The sequence below is a fragment of the Zobellella denitrificans genome (assembly GCF_002237365.1).
Taxonomy (GTDB): domain Bacteria; phylum Pseudomonadota; class Gammaproteobacteria; order Enterobacterales; family Aeromonadaceae; genus Oceanimonas; species Oceanimonas denitrificans.
In genome coordinates this window covers 1-15,769 of the sequence record NZ_NMUO01000043.1, presented here as the reverse complement: position 1 = coordinate 15,769, position 15,769 = coordinate 1, and the positions used below count along the sequence as shown (strand labels likewise).

At 65.2% G+C, this 15,769-nt stretch carries 19 protein-coding genes; 18 read left to right on the top strand and 1 reads right to left on the bottom strand.

Translation table 11 applies throughout. The features are described 5' to 3' along the window. Positions 1-7: 7 nt before the first annotated feature. From CGX12_RS10655 to CGX12_RS10575, 17 genes are all read left to right on the top strand, one after another. Positions 8-1,111, top strand: coding sequence for a protein-glutamate methylesterase/protein-glutamine glutaminase (locus tag CGX12_RS10655; protein ID WP_094039863.1), 1,104 nt, complete (start codon positions 8-10; stop codon positions 1,109-1,111). Between the two features lies 1 nt (position 1,112). Next, a complete protein-coding gene (locus tag CGX12_RS10650) occupies positions 1,113-1,856 on the top strand; it encodes a flagellar motor protein (RefSeq protein WP_094039862.1) in 744 nt (247 codons plus the stop codon). Beyond that, on the top strand, positions 1,853-2,644 hold the full coding sequence (locus CGX12_RS10645; protein WP_094039861.1) for an OmpA/MotB family protein: 792 nt from the start codon (positions 1,853-1,855) through the stop codon (positions 2,642-2,644). Before CGX12_RS10650 ends, CGX12_RS10645 begins: the two co-directional genes overlap by 4 nt. Before the next feature lie 3 nt (positions 2,645-2,647). Continuing rightward, entirely contained in the window at positions 2,648-3,433 is a 786-nt protein-coding gene (locus CGX12_RS10640; RefSeq protein WP_094039860.1) for a ParA family protein, read from the top strand. Continuing rightward, complete coding sequence (locus CGX12_RS10635) at positions 3,430-4,188, top strand: chemotaxis protein CheW (RefSeq protein ID WP_094039859.1); 759 nt, start codon at positions 3,430-3,432, stop codon at positions 4,186-4,188. The genes CGX12_RS10640 and CGX12_RS10635 overlap by 4 nt, the downstream gene beginning before the upstream one ends. Before the next feature lie 19 nt (positions 4,189-4,207). Beyond that, positions 4,208-4,696, top strand: a complete 489-nt coding sequence (locus CGX12_RS10630; protein ID WP_094039858.1) for a chemotaxis protein CheW — start codon at positions 4,208-4,210, stop codon at positions 4,694-4,696. Beyond that, on the top strand, positions 4,696-5,103 hold the full coding sequence (locus CGX12_RS10625; RefSeq protein ID WP_094039857.1) for a DUF2802 domain-containing protein: 408 nt from the start codon (positions 4,696-4,698) through the stop codon (positions 5,101-5,103). Before CGX12_RS10630 ends, CGX12_RS10625 begins: the two co-directional genes overlap by 1 nt. Before the next feature lie 202 nt (positions 5,104-5,305). Continuing rightward, positions 5,306-5,938, top strand: coding sequence for a cytochrome c biogenesis heme-transporting ATPase CcmA (ccmA, locus tag CGX12_RS10620; protein ID WP_094039856.1), 633 nt, complete (start codon positions 5,306-5,308; stop codon positions 5,936-5,938). Beyond that, positions 5,935-6,603 carry a heme exporter protein CcmB gene (gene ccmB / locus CGX12_RS10615; RefSeq protein ID WP_094039855.1) on the top strand — a complete coding sequence of 223 codons (669 nt, stop codon included), beginning with the start codon at positions 5,935-5,937 and terminating at the stop codon, positions 6,601-6,603. The genes ccmA and ccmB overlap by 4 nt, the downstream gene beginning before the upstream one ends. Positions 6,604-6,692: 89 nt before the next feature. Beyond that, positions 6,693-7,439 (top strand): heme ABC transporter permease, encoded by a 747-nt coding sequence (locus CGX12_RS10610; RefSeq protein WP_094039854.1) that lies wholly within the window; start codon positions 6,693-6,695, stop codon positions 7,437-7,439. Continuing rightward, the gene (gene ccmD, locus CGX12_RS10605; protein WP_094039853.1) at positions 7,429-7,635 is read left to right on the top strand and encodes a heme exporter protein CcmD; all 207 of its coding nucleotides are present in this window, start codon (positions 7,429-7,431) and stop codon (positions 7,633-7,635) included. Before CGX12_RS10610 ends, ccmD begins: the two co-directional genes overlap by 11 nt. Next, complete coding sequence (gene ccmE, locus CGX12_RS10600; RefSeq protein ID WP_094039852.1) at positions 7,632-8,126, top strand: cytochrome c maturation protein CcmE; 495 nt, start codon at positions 7,632-7,634, stop codon at positions 8,124-8,126. Before ccmD ends, ccmE begins: the two co-directional genes overlap by 4 nt. Beyond that, a complete protein-coding gene (locus tag CGX12_RS10595; protein ID WP_094039851.1) occupies positions 8,123-10,078 on the top strand; it encodes a heme lyase CcmF/NrfE family subunit in 1,956 nt (651 codons plus the stop codon). Before ccmE ends, CGX12_RS10595 begins: the two co-directional genes overlap by 4 nt. Further along, positions 10,075-10,608: a DsbE family thiol:disulfide interchange protein gene (locus CGX12_RS10590; protein ID WP_094039850.1), complete on the top strand. Its 534-nt coding sequence runs from the start codon at positions 10,075-10,077 to the stop codon at positions 10,606-10,608. Before CGX12_RS10595 ends, CGX12_RS10590 begins: the two co-directional genes overlap by 4 nt. A 3-nt stretch (positions 10,609-10,611) precedes the next feature. After that, positions 10,612-11,085: a cytochrome c-type biogenesis protein gene (locus CGX12_RS10585; protein WP_094039849.1), complete on the top strand. Its 474-nt coding sequence runs from the start codon at positions 10,612-10,614 to the stop codon at positions 11,083-11,085. Between the two features lies 1 nt (position 11,086). Beyond that, positions 11,087-12,298, top strand: coding sequence for a c-type cytochrome biogenesis protein CcmI (ccmI, locus tag CGX12_RS10580; RefSeq protein ID WP_094039848.1), 1,212 nt, complete (start codon positions 11,087-11,089; stop codon positions 12,296-12,298). 73 nt (positions 12,299-12,371) lie between these two features. Beyond that, positions 12,372-13,157: an MlaA family lipoprotein gene (locus tag CGX12_RS10575; RefSeq protein ID WP_254918265.1), complete on the top strand. Its 786-nt coding sequence runs from the start codon at positions 12,372-12,374 to the stop codon at positions 13,155-13,157. Between the two features lie 441 nt (positions 13,158-13,598). On the opposite strand, the gene CGX12_RS10570 is transcribed toward CGX12_RS10575, so the two are convergent. Further along, positions 13,599-14,159, bottom strand: a complete 561-nt coding sequence (locus tag CGX12_RS10570) for a helix-turn-helix domain-containing protein (RefSeq protein WP_094039846.1) — start codon at positions 14,157-14,159, stop codon at positions 13,599-13,601. 103 nt (positions 14,160-14,262) lie between these two features. On the opposite strand from CGX12_RS10570, the gene CGX12_RS10565 reads away from it, so the two are divergent. Further along, positions 14,263-15,411, top strand: coding sequence for a benzoate/H(+) symporter BenE family transporter (locus CGX12_RS10565; protein WP_232513387.1), 1,149 nt, complete (start codon positions 14,263-14,265; stop codon positions 15,409-15,411). Positions 15,412-15,769 lie beyond the last annotated feature (358 nt).

Sequence of the window (15,769 nt, the reverse complement as noted above, 5' to 3'; positions counted from 1 at the left end):
CCCAGAAATGGCTATTCGGGTACTAGTGGTGGACGATTCGAGCTTCTTCCGCCGGCGGGTGAGCGAGATCCTGAACCAGGATCCCCTGCTCACCGTGGTGGACACGGCGGCCAATGGCCAGGAAGCGGTGGAAAAGGCGAAGTCGCTTCGCCCCGATGTCATCACCATGGACATAGAGATGCCGGTGATGGACGGCATTTCGGCGGTGCGGGCCATCATGCAGCAGAGCCCGACCCCGGTGCTGATGTTTTCCTCCCTCACCCACGAGGGGGCCAGGGCGACCCTGGACGCCCTGGATGCCGGCGCCATGGACTTCCTGCCCAAGCGTTTCGAGGACATTGCCCGCAGCAAGGAAGAGGCGGTCCTGCTGCTGCAACAGCGGGTCAAGGCCATCGCCCGGCGGCGCACTTTCGCCAGCCCACGACCGCTGGCCACGCCGCTGCGGGAGCGACCGGCGCCGAGCGCCCTGCTGGCCGAACGGAGTACCCCGACACCGGCGGTGACGGAAAGGCGTACGCCGCCCCGGCGCAGCGGCAAGGGCTACCAACTGCTGGCCATCGGTACCTCCACCGGCGGCCCGGTGGCGCTGCAGAAGGTGCTGACCCGGCTACCGGCCAGTTTTCCCCATCCCATCGTGCTGATCCAGCATATGCCCGGCACCTTTACCACCGCCTTTGCCGCCCGGCTCGACGGCCTGTGCCAGATCCGGGTGAAGGAAGCGGAAGACGGTGACCAGCTGCGCCCGGGGCACGCCTACCTGGCGCCCGGCGGCAAGCAGATGCTGTTTGAGGGGCGGCCGGGGGCCGCGCGCCTGCGCATCATGGAGGGCAACGACAAGGTCAACTACAAGCCCTGCGTCGACATTACCTTCGCCTCCGCCGCCAAGACCTATGGCGGCAACGTGCTGGCGGTGGTGCTGACCGGCATGGGCGCGGACGGGCGCGAGGGGGCCCGCCTGCTGAAGGAGCAGGGCGCCACTATCTGGGCCCAGGACGAGGAAAGCTGCGTGGTTTACGGCATGCCCCAGGCGGTGGCCAAGGCGGGGATTGCCAGTGAATCGCTGCCGCTGTCCCTTATCGGCGAGGCCATCGTCGGCGAGATGGGAGCCTGACATGGCCCTGGTCGGCCTGCTGCTGGCGCTGCTGTGCATCACCCTGGCTCAGCTCTGGCATGGGGGCAGCCTGTGGGGGCTGCTCGACGTGCCGGCGCTGCTGATCGTGCTCGGCGGTACCCTGGGCGCGGTGCTGCTGCAGACCCCCTGGCCCCAGTGCAGGGCGGCCTTCCGGGCCTCGGCCATGCTGTTCCGTAACCCGCACTGGCCCTTCCAGGAGCAGGCGTCCCGCCTGTTGCGCTGGTCCAACGAGGCGCGCCAGGCCGGCTTTCTGGCCCTGGAGCCGAGGCTGGCCAACGGCGAGCTGGACGCCTTTACCCGCCAGGGACTGCAGTGGCTGGTGGACGGCACCGAGCCGGCCGCCCTGGAGCAACTGCTGGACAACGAGCTGGATCGGCTGGAAGAGCAGAAGGAACTGGAGGCCAGGGTGTTCGAGGCCATGGGCGGCTACAGCCCGACCATCGGCATCGTCGGCGCCGTGCTGGGGCTTATCCAGGCCATGAGCCACCTGGACGATCCCAACCGGCTGGGTGCCGGCATCGCCGTGGCCTTTGTCGCCACCCTCTACGGGGTGGGCTTCGCCAACCTGTTGCTGCTGCCCCTGGCCAACCGGCTGCGGGCCCAGTACCGGCTGGAGCTGCGCTACCGGGAGCTGACCGCCATCGGCCTGCTGGCCATCGCCCGGGGCGAGGGCAGCCTGGCGGTGAGCCGCCAGCTCGGCCAGTACCAGGGGATGCGGCAATGAGGCGGCGCTCGCTCATCCGGCGGCCGCACAGCGCCGGCCTGGATCGCTGGCTGGTGTCCTACGCCGACTACATGACTCTGGTGTTCGCCCTGTTCGTGGTGCTCTACGCCATCCACGCCAGCCGCAGCGAGGTGCAGCAGCCCCTGCTCGACGGCATGCAGCAGGCACTGGTGCGGCTCGTCGGAGTCGGTCCGGATCATCCCCGCCCCGACCTGTTGGCCGCCGAGCCGCCCTCGACCCTGGACCCGCTGGAACGGCAACTGCACCGGCAGCTGGCGCCCCTGCTGGAGCGGCAACTGGTCGAACTCGAGCAGGAGGGGGACTGGCTGACCCTGCGCTTTGCGGGCGATCTGCTGTTTGCCGGCGGCAGCGCCCTGCTCGGGCCTCACAGCGAGGCGGTGCTGGGCGCCCTGTTGCCGGTACTGGCCGAGGACAACCGTTATCTCCGGGTGCGCGGCTACGCGGACAGCGTCCCGGTCAGCAACGAACTCTACGCCTCCAACTGGCAGCTGTCCGCCGAGCGGGCGAGGGCGGTGCTGGAATGGCTGCTGCGGGCGGACATCGCCGCGCCCCGGCTGGCCCTGGAGGCATTCGGCGAATTTCGGCCCCTTGGCCAGGGGCGAGGCGAGCGGGCCCTCAACCGGCGGGTGGAGATCGCCATCTCCACCGAGCAGTGGCAGCCGCCCGCGCCCTTGCCGTCCCGTCCCCTGACGTCGGCGCCGGAGCGCCGGCTCAGGGTCTTCGAGCTGCCCGGTGGCGGCATCAGAATCAGCACAGCACAGGACTAGCCAGTGATTGTTTGGACGGTAGCAAATCAGAAAGGCGGTGTCGGCAAGACCACGACGGTGGTGGCCCTGGCCGGCCTGCTGGCGCAACTCAACAAGCGGGTGCTGTTGATCGACACCGATCCCCACGGCTCCCTGACCGCCTATCTCGACCATGACAGCGACGCGCTGCCCCACACCCTGTTCGACCTGTTCCGGGCGGAGCGCCCCGGCCGCGAGGAGTTGCACCAGGTGGCGCTGCAGACCCGGTTTGAGGGCCTCACCCTGTTGCCGGCCTCCATTTCCCTGGCGACCCTGGAGCGGACCTCCAGCAGCCGGGAAGGCATGGGGCTGGTGCTCAAGCGGCTGCTGGCGGAAGTGAAGGACGACTTCGACGTGGCCATTATCGACTGTCCGCCGGTGCTGGGGGTGATGATGGTCAACGCCCTGGCCGCCTGCGATCGCATCCTGGTGCCGGTGCAGACCGAATTCCTGGCGCTCAAGGGGCTGGAGCGCATGGTCAGCACCTTCCAGCTGATGCACAAGGCCCGGAAGGACGGTTTTCCCTATACGGTGGTACCCACCATGTACGATCAGCGCACCCGGGCCTCGGTACAGAGCCTGGACAGCCTGAAGCAGCGTTACGGCAGCAACGTCTGGCCCTCGGTGATCCCGGTGGACACCAAGTTCCGCGATGCCAGCCTGCGCCATGAGCCTCCTTCCTATTTCGCCAGGGGCTGCCGGGGCGTTTACGCCTACCAGACCCTGTTGCGCTACCTGTGGCGCCTCGACGGCGTGGATCAGCCGCTATGAATCAACGACAGTTTGACGCCCTTGACGACTACTTCGATGCCCTGCTGGAGGAAGGCGCCCCCCGGCGGCAACCCGAGGCGGTGCCCGAGGTGCCGGCACCGGCCTTCGCCGATCCGGCGGAAGAGGAGCGCCGCCAGGCCCTGGAAACCCTGCTGGCCCGGGTGGCCGAGCTGAAGGAGGAGGAAAGTTCCCCCTTGCCGGTCCCCCCGCCCGACGCGACGCTCGCCGAGCCCGAGCCCGAGCCCGAGCCCGAGCCCGAGCCGGTCGTCTGCGACCCGCCCGAACTCGCCGAGCCGGCATGGCGCAATATGGATACCGAAAACAGCTTCCAGGCCCTGTTCTTCGAGGTGGCGGGCATGACCTTCGCGGTGCCCCTGACCCACCTGGGCGGCATCTACCAGATGTCCCGGCTTACCAGCCTGTTCGGCAAGCCGGACTGGTTTGCCGGGGTGCTCACCGAGCGCCAGCGCCAGCTCTATGTGGTGGACACCGCCCGCTGGGCCATGCCCGGCCACCGGGCGGAAGAGGAATACCAGTACCTGGTGACCCTGGGCGAGAGCAACTGGGGGCTGGGGTGCCATCAGTTGAAGGGCACCGCCCTGCTGCACCGGGATCAGGTCAAATGGCGCGCCGTGCCGGGCACCCGGCCCTGGCTGGCGGGCATGGTAAAAGAAAAAATGTGTGCCCTGCTGCATGTGGACGCCTTGATCGGGCTGCTGGAGCAGGGTAAGAATATCGACGGTCAACAAGTCTGAGCAGACATAAGGGAAGCCTATGAGCAGTCATCGCAATGTAGCGGAAAATCTGGCAGAGGGTGAAGTATTACAGTGGGTCACCTTCCGCCTGGATAACGAGACCTACGGCATCAACGTGATGCAGGTACAGGAAGTGCTGCGCTACAGCGACATCGCTCCCGTGCCGGGGGCGCCGGACTATGTGCTGGGGATCGTCAACCTGCGCGGCAACGTGGTGACGGTGCTGGACACCCGGCTGCGCTTCGGCCTGGAGCCGGCCGAGGTGACCGACAATACCCGTATCGTCATCATCGAGGCGGAGAAGCAGGTGATCGGCATCCTGGTCGACAGCGTGGCCGAGGTGGTTTACCTCAAGTCTTCCGAAATTGAAAGCGCGCCCAATGTGGGCACCAATGAGAGTGCCAAGTTTATCCAGGGCGTCTGCAACCGGGAGAACGAACTGCTGATCCTGGTGGATCTGGACAAGCTGTTGTCCGACGACGAGTGGGACGAGCTGGGCCAGCTCTGATGTGGTGGGAACCGGCCTTAATCCTGGCCATGGTTGCGCTGATGCTGGCCATGGTCGCCCTGCTGGTGGCCTGGATGATGTGGCGGCTGTGCCAGCGCAAGCTCGATGCCATGAGCCGGCTGATGCGCGAGCTGACCCGCACCCGGGACAGCTACCGCAAGCAGCTGGAAGAGCTGCAGGCGGCCAATATCGGCATGGGCAACAAGGTGACCGAGCTGGGCCGGCAACTGGGCCAGCTGCATGAGCAGCAGCAGGAGCTGGCGCTCAAGGATCCCCAGGGCAAGCTCTACAGCCGGGCGGCGCGCATGGTGCAGCTGGGGGCCGACGTGGAGGAGATCATGGCCGAGTGCGAGATGCCCAGGGCCGAAGCCGAACTGCTGCTCTCCCTGCATCGCAAGCAAAAGTAGCCTGCAGTAGCTTGAAGCAAAAAGCTTGAAGCCGGAAGAAGAGGAGAGTGGATTCGCTTCCAGCTTCCAGCTTCCAGCCATCTCTTGTTCCAGCGCAATAAATCCACCGATTTTGGTCTTAACCCGAGCGAAACTAGGGCCATGATGGGCGCCATGTGCTAGACTGGCGCCCATTTTTCATGGTCAGAATACCGATCTATCTATGCTTGAAGCCCGCGCTTTAACCTGTGTCCGCGAAGAACGCACCCTGTTCAGCGAACTGTCGTTGACGGTTTCCCCCGGTGATCTGGTGCAGGTGGCCGGCCCCAACGGCGTCGGCAAGACCAGCCTGCTGCGGTTGCTGGCCGGCCTGTCCCGTCCCTACGGCGGGGTGGTGTGCTGGTCCGGCGAGAACATCGAGCAGTGCCGCGACAGCTACCACCAGGATCTGTTCTACCTCGGTCATCAGGCCGGCATCAAGCACGAACTGACCGCCTTCGAAAACCTGGCCTTTTTCCGCCGCATGCATCACGCGGGCAGCCAGGCCAACCTGTGGGAAGTGCTGGCCCGGGTCGGGCTGGCGGGGCTCGAGGATCAATACGCCGGCCAGCTGTCGGCCGGGCAGAAGCGGCGGGTAGCCCTGGCCCGGCTGTGGCTGGGCGGTCCCCGCCTGTGGATACTGGACGAGCCCTTCACCGCCATCGACAAGCACGGGGTCAAGGTGCTGGAGCGACGGCTGCTGGAACACACCGACGCCGGCGGCATGGTGCTGATCACCACCCACCAGGATCTGTCCCTGAGCGCCGACCGGGTGCGTACCCTGCAGCTGACCCCCTTTCAGGAGAGCGACGCATGAGAACCCTGTTTACCGGCGTGGTCCGGCGCGAACTGGTCTCGGCCCTGCGGCGCCGGGCCGATATCCTCAACCCGCTGTGGTTTTTCCTGATCGTCATCACCCTCTTTCCGCTGGGCATTGGTCCCGAGCCGGCCCTGCTGGCGCGCATCGCCCCGGGCATTGTCTGGGTGGCGGCGCTGCTGTCGTCGCTGCTGGCGCTGGAGCGGCTGTTCCGGGACGATTTTATTGACGGAACCCTGGAACAATTAATGCTAATGCCCTGTCCCTTAGGGGTGCTGGCCCTGGCCAAGGTGCTGGCCCACTGGCTGCTGACCGGGCTGCCGCTGCTGCTGCTGTCGCCGTTGGTGGCGGTGTTGCTGAGCCTGGACATGGCCGGTTTCTGGGGCATGTTCTGGACCCTGTTGCTGGGTACCCCCATCCTGAGCCTGCTCGGGGCCATCGGGGTGGCGCTGACCGTCGGCATCGGCAAGGGCGGCGTGCTGCTGAGCCTGCTGACCCTGCCGCTGTACATACCGGTGCTGATCTTCGCCACCTCGGCGATAGAGGCGGCCACCCTGGGCATTCCCTACAACGGTCAGCTGGCGATACTGGGTGCCATGCTGGCGGGCAGTGTCACCCTGGCGCCCTTCGCCATCGCGGCGGCGCTGCGGGTCAGCGTCAACTAGTTGGCGCCAGCGGTTTTTTGAGCGGCGGATTTAAGGTATCTTGAATCCGTGTGAACAATAGGTAATACAAAAAAAGGTTTGTGAGCAAGATGTGGAAATGGTTGCACCCTTATGCCAAGCCTGAAGAGGCTTACCGGCTGGCCGGGCTCTGGCTGCCCTGGTTCGTCGTGTTCAGCGTGGTTTCGTTCGCCGTCGGCCTGGCCTGGGGCCTTGCCTTTGCCCCCGCCGATTATCAGCAGGGCGATGCCTTCCGCATCATCTATATCCACGTGCCGTCCGCCATCATGTCCATGGGCGCCTATTCCTCCATGGCGGTGGCCGCCTTTATCGGCCTGGTGTGGCAGATCAAGACCGCCGACATGGCGGTGGCGGCCATCGCCCCGGTGGGGGCGGTGTTCACCTTTATCGCGCTCTTTACCGGCGCGGCCTGGGGCAAGCCCATGTGGGGCACCTGGTGGGTGTGGGATGCCCGCCTGACTTCCGAGCTGATCCTGCTGTTCCTGTACCTGGGCGTCATCGCCCTGTACAACGCCATTTCAGACAAGGTACTGGCCGGCCGGGCCGCCGGCATACTGGCGCTGGTGGGGGTGATCAACCTGCCCATCATCCACTATTCGGTGGAGTGGTGGAACACCCTGCACCAGGGCGCCACCATCACCAAGTTCGCCAAGCCGTCCATTTCCAACGACATGCTCTGGCCGCTGCTGATCATGATTTTCGCCTTTATCTGCTTCCTCGGCGCGCTCACCCTGATGCGACTGCGCAACGAGCTGATCCGGCGGGAATCCCACCGACCCTGGGTTTTGACGATGGCGGAGGAACAGGATGAAATTTGATAGCTGGTCCGCATTCTGGGCCATGGGCGGCTACGGCTTTTACGTCTGGCTGTCCTTTGCCGTTACCCTGCTGGCCCTGCTCGGGCTGGTGGCGGCGACCATAACAACGAAGAAACGCTTGCTGCGCGAGGTCAAACAGAAACAAGCCAGGGCCGCCCGTCGCAAGGCCGCCCAGAAGTTGGAGAACACCTTATGAACCCAAGACGTAAGAAGCGGATGACCCTGCTGGTGGCCGTGGTGGCCGGGCTGTCGGTGATGATAGGGCTGGTGCTCTATGCGCTGCAGCAGAACATCGACCTCTTCTATACCCCGACCGAACTGGTGCAGGGCAAGGGCAAGGACAACCTCAAGCCGGAGGTGGGCCAGCGCCTGCGCATCGGCGGCCTGGTGGTACCGGGCTCGGTGAGCCGGGATCAGCAGAGCCTGAAGGTGAGTTTCGATCTGATCGACGCGGGCGGTGAAAAGGTGACGGTGCTGTTCGACGGCATACTGCCGGACCTGTTCCGGGAAGGGCAGGGCATCGTGGCCCAGGGCCACCTGGAGAACGCCCGCACCGTCAGCGCCTTCGAGGTGCTGGCCAAGCACGACGAGGAATACATGCCGGCAGAGGTGGCGGAAGCGCTCAAAGGGATGGAGCACTTCAAGCCGGAGTACACCGAGGAACAGCTGAAAGGGAGCCGTTCATGATCCCTGAGATAGGCCAATTCACCCTGATCCTGGCCCTGGCGGCGACCGTCATCCTCAGTATCTATCCGATGCTGGGCGCGGCCCGCGGCAACGTCAGCATGATGCTGCTGGCCCGGCCCCTGGCCTACGCCCAGTTCGGCTTTTTGCTGGTGTCCTTCCTCTGCCTGACCTGGGCCTTTATCGAACACGACTTCACCGTGCTCTACGTGGCCTCCAACTCCAACAGCCTGCTGCCGCTGGAGTACCGGATTTCGGCGGTGTGGGGCGCCCATGAGGGCTCGCTGCTGCTGTGGGTGCTGATCCTGGCGGGCTGGACCGCGGCGGTGGCCCGCTTCAGCCGCGCCCTGCCGCTGGAGGCGGTGGCCCGGGTGCTGAGCGTGATGGGCATGGTCGGCATCGGCTTTTTGCTGTTCGTGCTGCTCACCTCCAACCCCTTCGAGCGAACCCTGCCGTACTTCCCGGTCGACGGCCGGGATCTCAACCCGCTGCTGCAGGATCCGGGGCTGATTTTCCATCCGCCCATGCTGTACATGGGCTATGTGGGCTTCTCCGTGGCCTTCGCCTTCGCCATCGCCTCGCTGATGACCGGCAAGCTGGACGCGGCCTGGGCCCGCTGGTCCCGGCCCTGGACCATGGCCGCCTGGATCTTCCTGACCCTCGGCATCGCGCTCGGCTCCTGGTGGGCTTACTACGAACTCGGCTGGGGCGGCTGGTGGTTCTGGGATCCGGTGGAAAATGCCTCCTTCATGCCCTGGCTGGCGGGCACCGCCCTGATCCACTCCCTGGCGGTGACCGAGAAGCGGGCCACCTTCAAGGCCTGGACGGTGCTGCTGGCGATATTGGCCTTCTCCCTCAGCCTGCTCGGTACCTTCCTGGTCCGCTCCGGCGTGCTGGTGTCGGTGCATGCCTTCGCCTCGGATCCGACCCGCGGGCTCTTTATCCTGGTGTTCCTGATGCTGGTGGTGGGCTCCTCGCTGCTGCTGTACGCCATCAAGGGCGCCGAGGTGCGCAGCCACGGCAAGCACGAACTGGCCAGCCGGGAGACCATGCTGCTCGGCAACAATATCGTGCTGATGGCAGGGCTGGTGGTGGTGCTGATCGGTACCCTGCTGCCCCTGGTGCACAAGGAGCTGGGCCTGGGCAGCATTTCCATCGGCGCGCCCTTCTTCAACAGCCTCTACGCCTGGCTGATCATCCCCTTCGCCCTGTTGCTGGGCGCCGGTCCCCTGTTCCGCTGGCGCCGCCAGCAGATGAAGGAAGTCAACGGCAAGCTGCTGTTCGCCCTGGCGGTGAGCGTTGTGCTGGGCCTCGGCCTGCCCTGGTGGTTCGCCGAAAACTTCGAGATCTGGGCGGCGGTGGGCATCGGCCTCGGGGTCTTTATCGTCGTCACCAGCCTGCAGGAAACCTGGATCCGCGCCACCCACAAGCACAGTTTTGGCGTGGGGGTACGCAAGCTCGGCAACAGCCACTGGGCCATGATCCTCGGCCATGTCGGCCTGGCGGTGTCCATCATCGGCATTGCCTGCACCCAGATCTACAGCATCGAGCGGGACGTACGCATGAGCAAGGGTGACAGCGTGACCTTTGCCGGTTACACCTTCACCTTCGAGGGCACCCGCCGGGCCGACGGCCCCAACTACGAGGGCTTCAAGGGGGTGATCGGCGTGGCCAAGAACGGCCGGCCGCTGACCGAACTGCGCGCCGAGAAGCGGATGTACGTGGTGCAGCGCATGCCCATGACCGAGGCGGCCATCAACGCCGGCTTTACCCGGGATCTCTATGCCGCCCTGGGCGAAGAGCTGAACGACGGCGCCTGGGCGGTGCGGCTCTACTACAAGCCTTTCGTGCGCTGGATCTGGTTCGGCGCCGTGCTGATGTCGATCGGCGGCGCCATCGCCATTGCCGACCGCCGTTATCGTTTCGGGCGCAAACAAGCCGGGGAGGCTGCATGAACCGCCGCATTCTGATCCTGTCCATTCCGCTGCTGCTGTTCCTGGGCGCCAGCGTCTTCCTGTACAAGGGGCTGTTCTCCGATCCCACCAAACTGGAATCGGTACTGATCGATCAGCCGATCCCGGAGTTCACCCTGCAGGATCTGCACGATCTCGACAAGGAGCACAGCAAGGACATCTTCACCGGCCGGCCCATGCTGCTCAACGTCTGGGCCACCTGGTGCCCGACCTGCTATGCCGAGCACGAATACCTGAACGAGCTGAAGGCGAAGGAAGGTATCCACATCATCGGCATGAACTACAAGGACGAGCGGGACAAGGCCCTGCGCTGGCTGACCAACCTGGGCAATCCCTATGCCATCGACCTCTACGATCCGCGCGGTATGCTGGGCCTGGATCTGGGCGTCTACGGGGCGCCGGAGACCTTCCTTATCGACAGCAAGGGGGTCATCCGCTACCGCCATGTGGGGGACGTGAACGAACAGGTATGGACCCAGACCCTCAGGCCCATTTTCGAGCAGATGGAGTAAGCCATGCGTTTTCTGTCCTTCCTGGTCCTGCTGGCCGGCCTGGTGCTGACGGCGCCGTTGCCGGCCCGGGCCGCCATCGATGTGTATGAGTTCGACAGCCCCGAGCAGGAAGCGGTGTTCCGCGAGCTGGTGCGCGAGCTGCGCTGCCCCAAGTGCCAGAACCAGGATATCTCCGACTCCAACGCGGAGCTGGCCAAGGATCTGCGTGACAAGACCTATGAAATGCTGCGCGAGGGGAACTCGAAGCAGGAAATCATCGATTTCATGGTGGCCCGTTACGGCAACTTCATCCTGTACAGGCCGCCGCTGATGGCCTCGACCCTGATCCTGTGGGCCGGCCCGGTGCTGGTGATCCTGCTCGGCCTTTGCGTAGTGCTGGTGCGTACCCGCCGCAAGGGAGGCGGCCAGGGCGAGGCGTTGAGTACGGAAGAGAAAAAACGCCTGGCGGAACTGCTGAACAAAGACAAAGAGAGCTGATATGACCTTATTCTGGATCTTCAGCGCCGGGCTGACCGCCCTGCTGGCGCTGGTGATAATACTGCCCCTGATCCGGGGCCGGGCCGAGTCGAGCCAGAGCCGCAACGAGTTCAATACCCGGTTGTACCGGCAACGGTTACGGGAACTGGAACAGGACAGCGAACAGGGCCTGTTGGAAGACGGCGAGGCGGCCGAGCGGGAGCTGCAGAAAAGCCTGCTGGACGACATGGTGCAGGAGCCGAAACTGAGCACGGGAAGAAGCCCGCTGCTGTGGCTGCCGGCGGTGCTGATGGTGATCGCCATCAGCTATGGAGCCTACTGGCAACTGGGCGCCCACCGGGAAGTGGCCCAGTGGCAGCAGGCCAGCGAGCGCCTGGGCGAGCTGTCCCGGCGGATGCTGGTGGAGCAGGACGAGAGCCTGACCGAGCAGGACGTGCGCGAGCTGATGCTGGGCCTGCGTACCCGGCTGCACCGGGACGGCGACGACTTCCGCGGCTGGCTGCTGCTGGGCCGGCTGGCGCTGGAGATGCGTGACGGTGAAACCGCCAGGGAGTCCCTGGAAAAGGCCATGAACCTGAGCGGCGACATGCAGTCGGTGGCGGTGCCCTATGCGGAAGCCCTGGCCATGACCGGTGAAACCCTGCGTGCCGAAGGGCTGATCGAGGCGGTGCTGGAGCAGAACCCGGACAACCTGGAAGCCTGGTCGGTGTTCGCCTTTATGGCCCTGCAGCAGGACGATTTCGCCACCGCCGCCGAACGCTGGAAGGCGATGCTGGCGCGGATGTCGCCGGACAATCCCCGCTATGCCATGATAGAGCGCTCGGTGGCCTTTGCCGAGCAGCGGCTGGCCGCCGCCGACAGCGCTCCCGTGAGCGGGCCCCGCTACGAGGTGCAGATCAACACCTCGAGTTCGGTGCCCTATCATCCGGGCTCGGTGCTGTTCGTGTTCGCGGTGGATGCCGAGGGCGGCGAGATGCCGCTGGTGGCCCGCCGCATCGAGCAGCCGGCCTTTCCGCTGACCATCACCCTGTCCAACGCCGACGCCATGGTGCCCGACAATAACCTGAGCAGCCGGGAGGCGGTGATCATCAAGGCCCGGCTGGCGCCCAGCGGCAACGTGGCCGACACCACCCATGCCTGGGAAGGGCGCAGCGGGACGCTGGCGACCGACGAGGATCGCCGGCTCAGCGTGATGATAGATACTCCCCTGTAAGGGGAATGCGGCCGGCCTTGCCGGCCGCTTCTGAGCTAGACTGACACCATAACAAGAATCATAAGGTTACATTATGTGGCGAGTGCTGATATTGACGGCGGGCGTGGCCCTGACGGGGTGCGCCGCGCACCAGGGCGTGGAGCAGCCCCGGGTGAATGATCCCTTCTCTTCCAGCAAGCCGGCGGATTACGCCATGGCCAGGGCGGACGATCCCCGGGATCCTTTCGAGCCGGTGAACCGGACCACCTGGGTGCTCAACTACGATATCCTGGAGCCCTATGCGGTGCGTCCCGTGGTGCATGCCTATGCGGACTATGTGGCGGATCCCCTCAAGGAAGGGGTGCAAAACATGATGCTGAACCTGGAGGAGCCGGCCAGCTTCGTCAACCACCTGATCACCGGCGATCTGCCGGGGGCGGGCACCAACCTGGCCCGCTTCGGCGTCAACAGCACGGTCGGGGTGCTGGGCTTTTTCGACGTGGCGGAAAAAATCTCGCTGCCGGCCCGGCCCAAGGATTTCAGCCAGGTGATGGGCGGGCTGGGCATCGAGGACGGCCCCTACCTGATGTTGCCCTTTGCCGGCCCCTACACCCTGCGGCAGCTGTCCGGCGACGTGGTGGACAGCCTCTACTTCCCCTACGATGCCATGACCCTCGCCATGCGCGCCGGCAAATGGGCGCTGATGGGGCTTTACAGCCGCAGCCAGTTGATCGAGCGCGAAGCCATTATCGACAACTCCCTGGATCCCTACGGCCTGACCAAGGATTTCTATCTGCAGTACCAGGCGACCAAGGTGGGCCGGGAAGCGGAGATGTCGGATGAGGACCTGAGCGACTTTATGGACGAGATCGACGGGTAAAAAGAAAGTGCTAAGCCTGGAGCTTGAAGCCGGAAGAGAGAACACTCAAACTCCTTCCAGCTTCCAGCCTGACTCTTAGTCACAAGTCCGGCTGTCTGATTTGACGCAGATAAGAGGCAACAGGGCCACCTCCGCCGACACGCTGTGAATACATCCCTGTACGCTCGCACCTGCCATCCCTGGCAGGTGACGGTCGGCGGAGGCCATCCCTGTTGCCTCTTTCCAGCCCCGGCGCTGCCTGAAGGTGGTGCCAACAGGAGGCTGCGATAGAGAGGACAAAGGGCTCAGCTCCGCCGGCCCTCCGCGCCAGGGAGGGCGCGGCGGAGCCCCCAGGGAGGGGTTTATGGCGTGCCGGAGGAGCTGTGCGCTTTGGCCGATGTTTTGCTCGATCAAAAGTCAACAAAAACTTGTGACCAAGAGTCAGGCTTCCAGCTTCCAGCCTCAAGCCGGATAATGGATCAGGTTGTAGAACACGGCGGGCTCGTTGCCCGGGTTGCGATAGCCGTGGGGCCGGTCGGCGTGAAAGCGCACCGCCGCGCCCGGCCCCAGCCGCTGCCACTCCCCGTCCAGCAGCAGCTCCATCTCTCCGCGCTGCACTATCACATGCTCGATCACCCCGCTGTCGTGCGGATCCGATAACTGCTCATGGCCCGGCAGCAGGGTCAGTTCGAACATCTCGAAGCCGAAGCGGGTCTCGAAGGGAAACAGCGGCGCCACCAGCATGCCGTCGCCGGCCGGCTGCCGGCGCAGGGCGTCCGTCTGCCGGTAGAGGGGGCCGGGATGCGGCTCGGGCACCGGCTCCAGGAAGGTGGACAGGGAGGTGTGGAAGCCGCCGGCGATTTTCCACAGGGTGGCGACCGTGGGGCTGGACTCGCCCCGCTCTATCTGGCCCAGCATCGCCTTGCTGACCCCGGTTTCCCGGGCACAGGCGTCCAGGCTCCAGCCCCGCTCCTGGCGCAGGGCCTTGAGGGTGTCCGCCAGGTATTGGTTCGGCTCTTTCATCACAGTTTCCCGCTTTTCCTGCTTGGCTCGCTGTTGTGCGTTATAGCATACATTTGCTAGCATGGCTTTCTTATGCGTTATAACGCACAACCAGGAGCCCGCCATGTTCAGCCTGTCCCATCTTTCCGCCGGTTTTATCGCCGTGCTGGTCGGTTACACCAGCTCGGCGGCCATTATCTTCCAGGCCGCCGCTGCCGCCGGAGCCAGCCAGGCCGAGACCGGCTCCTGGATGTGGGCGCTGGGCATCGGCATGGGGCTGACCTGCATCGGTTTTTCCCTGCGCTACCGGGAGCCGGTGCTCACCGCCTGGTCGACCCCGGGGGCGGCGCTGCTGGTGACGGCCCTGGCCGGGGTGCCCATGAGCGAGGCCATCGGCGTCTTCCTGTTTAGCTCGGCGCTGATCCTGCTGTGTGGCCTGACCGGCTGGTTCGACAAGATCATGCGGCTGGTGCCGGCGGGACTGGCCGCGGCCATGCTGGGCGGGGTGTTGCTGAAGTTCGGCCTGGATCTGTTCGCCTCGGCCCAGACCCAGCCACTGCTGGTGGCGGCGATGCTGGCGACTTACCTGGCCCTGCGCCGGCGGCTGCCGCGCTACGTGATCCCGCTCAGCCTGCTGGCCGGGCTGCTGGTCGCCGGCGGTGACGGCCTGCTGCGTTTCGACGACTTCGAGTGGCAGCTGGCCCGGCCGGTGCTGATGACGCCCGAGTTTTCCCTCACCAGCCTGCTCGGCGTCGGCATTCCCCTGTTTATGGTGACCATGGCCTCCCAGAACGTGCCCGGCATCGCCGTGCTGCGGGCCCACGGCTACCACACCCCGGCCTCGCCGCTGGTCGGCTGGACCGGCTTCACCGGCCTGCTGCTGGCGCCTTTCGGCGGCTTCGCCTTCAACCTGGCGGCGATCAGCGCGGCGGTGTGCATGGGCAAGGAGGTGGACCCGGATCCCAAACAGCGCTACAAGGCGGCGGTATGGGCCGGCGTCTTCTACCTGCTGATGGGGCTGTTCGGCGCCACTGTGGTGGGGCTGTTCGCCGCGTTGCCGGGAGAGCTGGTGATGGCCATCGCCGGCCTGGCGCTGCTCGGCACCATCGGCAACAGCCTGACGGTGGCCCTGGCCGACGAGCGGGAGCGGGACGCGGCCCTGCTCACCTTTATGATCACCGCCTCGGGCCTGGCGCTGTTCGGCATCGGCAGCGCCTTCTGGGGGCTGGTGATCGGCGGTGGCGTGCACTGGCTCAACCGGCGGCGGCACTAACAACAACCCCGGCAGATAGCGAGGGAAGCATGTCTGATGAAAAAGTCGTTTGCTATCACTCAATGAGTCGGCCAAAGGGCCAGCTCCGCCGACACGCTACGAGTACATCCATGTAAGCTCGCACCTGCCATCCCTGGCAGGTGACGGTCGGCGGAGCTGTTCCCCTTGTCCGCCTGTTTTGACATCGGAATTGCCTGTTTAGCTGTCTGAGCTTTGTCAGATGTGAAAACCCCGGCGGGTGCCGGGGTTGTGGGTTTCGCCGTCGTGGCGGCCGTGGCGCCTGTCTCTTTTCTACATCTCCGGGGCCCCTTGTCCCTCGTTTTTTTGGTTTGCCTGTTTTTGGTTTGTTATATAAGTT

Excerpts from the sequence above, each read along its gene's own strand:
- CGX12_RS10655 (WP_094039863.1), top strand. The coding sequence starts at position 8 with ATGGCTATTCGGGTACTAGTGGTGGACGATTCGAGCTTCTTCCGCCGG.
- CGX12_RS10650 (WP_094039862.1), top strand. The coding sequence starts at position 1,113 with ATGGCCCTGGTCGGCCTGCTGCTGGCGCTGCTGTGCATCACCCTGGCT.
- CGX12_RS10645 (WP_094039861.1), top strand. The coding sequence starts at position 1,853 with ATGAGGCGGCGCTCGCTCATCCGGCGGCCGCACAGCGCCGGCCTGGAT.
- CGX12_RS10635 (WP_094039859.1), top strand. The coding sequence starts at position 3,430 with ATGAATCAACGACAGTTTGACGCCCTTGACGACTACTTCGATGCCCTG.
- CGX12_RS10630 (WP_094039858.1), top strand. The coding sequence starts at position 4,208 with ATGAGCAGTCATCGCAATGTAGCGGAAAATCTGGCAGAGGGTGAAGTA.
- CGX12_RS10625 (WP_094039857.1), top strand. The coding sequence starts at position 4,696 with ATGTGGTGGGAACCGGCCTTAATCCTGGCCATGGTTGCGCTGATGCTG.
- ccmA (WP_094039856.1), top strand. The coding sequence starts at position 5,306 with ATGCTTGAAGCCCGCGCTTTAACCTGTGTCCGCGAAGAACGCACCCTG.
- ccmB (WP_094039855.1), top strand. The coding sequence starts at position 5,935 with ATGAGAACCCTGTTTACCGGCGTGGTCCGGCGCGAACTGGTCTCGGCC.
- CGX12_RS10610 (WP_094039854.1), top strand. The coding sequence starts at position 6,693 with ATGTGGAAATGGTTGCACCCTTATGCCAAGCCTGAAGAGGCTTACCGG.
- ccmD (WP_094039853.1), top strand. The coding sequence starts at position 7,429 with ATGAAATTTGATAGCTGGTCCGCATTCTGGGCCATGGGCGGCTACGGC.
- ccmE (WP_094039852.1), top strand. The coding sequence starts at position 7,632 with ATGAACCCAAGACGTAAGAAGCGGATGACCCTGCTGGTGGCCGTGGTG.
- CGX12_RS10595 (WP_094039851.1), top strand. The coding sequence starts at position 8,123 with ATGATCCCTGAGATAGGCCAATTCACCCTGATCCTGGCCCTGGCGGCG.
- CGX12_RS10590 (WP_094039850.1), top strand. The coding sequence starts at position 10,075 with ATGAACCGCCGCATTCTGATCCTGTCCATTCCGCTGCTGCTGTTCCTG.
- CGX12_RS10585 (WP_094039849.1), top strand. The coding sequence starts at position 10,612 with ATGCGTTTTCTGTCCTTCCTGGTCCTGCTGGCCGGCCTGGTGCTGACG.
- ccmI (WP_094039848.1), top strand. The coding sequence starts at position 11,087 with ATGACCTTATTCTGGATCTTCAGCGCCGGGCTGACCGCCCTGCTGGCG.
- CGX12_RS10575 (WP_254918265.1), top strand. The coding sequence starts at position 12,372 with ATGTGGCGAGTGCTGATATTGACGGCGGGCGTGGCCCTGACGGGGTGC.
- CGX12_RS10570 (WP_094039846.1), bottom strand. The coding sequence starts at position 14,159 with ATGAAAGAGCCGAACCAATACCTGGCGGACACCCTCAAGGCCCTGCGC.
- CGX12_RS10565 (WP_232513387.1), top strand. The coding sequence starts at position 14,263 with ATGTTCAGCCTGTCCCATCTTTCCGCCGGTTTTATCGCCGTGCTGGTC.